Genomic DNA, 2,909 nt, shown 5'->3' with positions numbered 1-2,909 from the left:
GCGGGTACGCACGCCGTCGACCAGGATGGGCGTGCCGGTGCCGCAGTGGCGTGGGTAGCCGTCGGCATAGCCGCAGGCGACGGTGCCCACGCGCATGGCCTGCTCGGCGACGAAGCTGCTGCCGTAGCCCACGCTGTCGCCGGGCTGCAGTTCCTGGATGCCGATGATCTGCGAGCGCAGCGTCATGGCCGGGCGCAGGTTCCAGTGGGCAATGTCGTGCTCGGGGAAATCCGGTGCGCTGCCGTAGCTCATGATGCCGGCACGCACCCAGTCGGAGCGGGCACCAGCGTTGGCAAGATGGCGCAGCGTTGCAGCGCTGTTGGCGAGTGAGCGCTCACCTGGAAGGTCATGCGTGGTGGCCAGCCAGGTGGCGAGCTGGTGTTCGATGCCGTTGTGGCCGAAGCGGTCGGCGTCGGCGTCGGAGAAGTGGGTGATCAGCGAGATCTCTTCGACCTGCGGCAGCACGTTGAGCCGGGCCCAGGCGGCGCGGAAGGCGTCCGGCTTGAAGCCCAGGCGGTTCATGCCGCTGTTCATCTTCAGGAACACGCGGTGCGGCGTGTGGGTCTTGTGCGCGGCCAGCCAGTCGATCTGCTGCGGCTGGTGCACCACGTGCCAGAGGTTCAGGCGCGAGCAGAGCTCCAGGTCGCGCGGCTCGAAGCAGCCTTCCAGCAGCAGGATGGGGCCGCGCCAGTCCAGCGCGCGCAGGCGCTCGGCCTCGGCGAAGTCCAGCAGCGCAAAGCCGTCGGCCGCACGCAGCGCGTCGAAGCAGCGCTCGATGCCGTGGCCGTAGGCATTGGCCTTGACCACAGCCCAGACCCGGGCATCGGGCGCGAAGTCGCGGGCCCGGCCAATGTTGTGGCTCAGGGCATCGGGATGGATCAGGGCTTCGATCGGACGGGGCATGACGGGCGGCGCAGCATTTCCTTGGCGCGGCGATTGTGCCAGCCGCCCCGCGGCGGCCGCGCCCCACCCCCGTGCTATAAACCGCCCTCGCTCACAAGGAGACTTCGCGAGACGAACGGGCCGCTACCGCGACACAAGCCCGACGCCAGCACCGCTCTGCCCTGCATGAAAAAAGGCTTTTTCACCATCATGTCAGCGCAGTTCTTCAGCTCGCTGGCAGACAACGCATTGCTGGTCGGCGCGATCGAACTGCTCAAAAGCTCCGGCGCTGCCCCTTGGCAGATCCCGGCGCTGACGCCGATGTTCGCGCTGTTCTACGTGATCCTGGCGCCGCTGGTCGGCGCCTTCGCCGACGCCGTGCCCAAGGGCAAGGTGATGTTCTATTCGAACAGCATCAAGGTCGTGGGCTGCCTGATGATGCTGTTCGGCGGCCATCCGCTGTTCGCTTACGCCATTGTCGGCCTGGGCGCCGCGGCCTATTCGCCGGCCAAATACGGCATCCTGACCGAACTGCTGCCGCCTTCGCAGCTGGTCCAGGCCAATGGCTGGATCGAAGGCCTGACCATCACCTCCATCATCCTGGGCGTGTTGCTGGGTGGCCAGTTGGTCGGCCCGCACATCTCGCCGATCCTGCTGGGCTTCGACCTGCCGATGATAGACACCGGCATCGACACGCCGCCGGAAGCGGCGATTGCCTCGCTGGTCGCGCTTTACGTGATCGCGGCGATCTTCAACCTGCGCATCCCGCGCACCGACGCGCCGCTGCAGCCGATGACGACCAATGTGCTGGCCCTGGTACGCGACTTCGGCCACTGCAACACCCGGCTGTGGGCCGACCGGCTGGGCCAGATCTCGCTGGCCACGACCACGCTGTTCTGGGGCGTCTCGGGCAACCTGCGGGTCATCGTCTTCGCCTGGGCCGCCGTGGCGCTGGGCTTCTCGACCACCAAGGCTTCCAGCCTGGTCGGCGTGGTGGCCATCGGCACCGCCGTCGGCGCCGTGGCTGCTTCGATGCGGGTGCGGCTGGACAAGGCAACCACGGTGATTCCCCTGGGCATTGGCATGGGCTTGCTGGTGATCGGCCTGAACTTCATCACCAACGTCTGGGTGGCAGCACCCTTCCTGATGCTGCTGGGCCTGCTGGGCGGCTACCTGGTGGTGCCGATGAACGCACTGTTGCAGCACCGTGGCCACAACCTGATGGGCGCCGGCCGCTCGATTGCGGTACAGAACTTCAACGAGCAGGCCTGCATCCTGGGCCTGGGCGCGTTCTACACCGGCATGACGCGCGTCGGCCTGTCGGCCTTCTCGGCGATCACCGTGTTTGGCATCGGCGTGGCCGGGCTGATGTGGATGATCCGCCGCTGGCACCTGCGCAACACTGTTGCGCACCAGGCCGAGGTCGAACGGCTGCTGACCATCGCCCGCAGCGACCGGCACTGAGCTGCCGATGAGCGCGACGCCTGCCGCATACGCGGCGCGCCGGCCCGTGGCCGCGCTGCTGTTCAACGCGATGATCTGGGGCCTGACCTGGTGGCCAATGCGCGCGCTGCAGGCCAGGGGCATGCACCCGCTGTGGGCCACCGCAGTGATCTTCGCGCTGGCGGTGGTGGCCATTGGCCTGTGGAAGCCCCGCGCCTGGCGCGAGCTGGCCACCCAGCCCACGCTGTGGCTGATCCTGCTCGCCGCCGGCACCACCAACGCCTGCTTCAACTGGGGCATCACCGCCGGTGACGTGGTGCGCGTGGTGCTGCTGTTCTACCTGATGCCGCTGTGGACCGTGGTGCTGGCGCGGCTGGTGCTGCACGAGCCGGTCACCCGTGCCGCGCTGCTGCGCGTGGCCTTGGCGCTGGCCGGCGCAGTGCTCGTGCTGTGGCCGGCCGACGGTGAACACCTGAGCCAGGTCCAGCCCATCGACCTGCTGGGCCTGGCGGGCGGCTTCAGCTTTGCGCTGAACAACATCATGCTGCGGCGCGAATCGCAGCGCAGCGAAGGCGGCCGCGGGC

The 2,909-nt window shown here is 68.2% G+C and carries 3 protein-coding genes; 2 read left to right on the top strand and 1 reads right to left on the bottom strand.

Annotated features, from left to right (window positions below; genetic code table 11):
* On the bottom strand, positions 1 to 903 hold a 903-nt coding region (gene alr, locus FKP22_RS26100; protein WP_141290770.1), incomplete at its 3' end, for an alanine racemase.
* Positions 904 to 1,068: 165 nt separating this feature from the next.
* Here alr and lplT point away from each other — a divergent pair.
* Both lplT and FKP22_RS26090 read left to right on the top strand, forming a co-directional pair.
* Positions 1,069 to 2,346: a lysophospholipid transporter LplT gene (lplT, locus tag FKP22_RS26095; protein ID WP_141290768.1), complete on the top strand. Its 1,278-nt coding sequence runs from the start codon at positions 1,069 to 1,071 to the stop codon at positions 2,344 to 2,346.
* 7 nt (positions 2,347 to 2,353) lie between these two features.
* The coding region (locus FKP22_RS26090; RefSeq protein WP_141290766.1) for a DMT family transporter at positions 2,354 to 2,909 on the top strand (556 nt) is incomplete at its 3' end.

Source organism: Ideonella azotifigens, from assembly GCF_006519715.1.
Classification (GTDB): Bacteria; Pseudomonadota; Gammaproteobacteria; order Burkholderiales; family Burkholderiaceae_C; genus Ideonella; species Ideonella azotifigens.
Note: the sequence above shows the minus strand (reverse complement) of the source record. Positions and strands in the feature narration are given on the sequence as shown.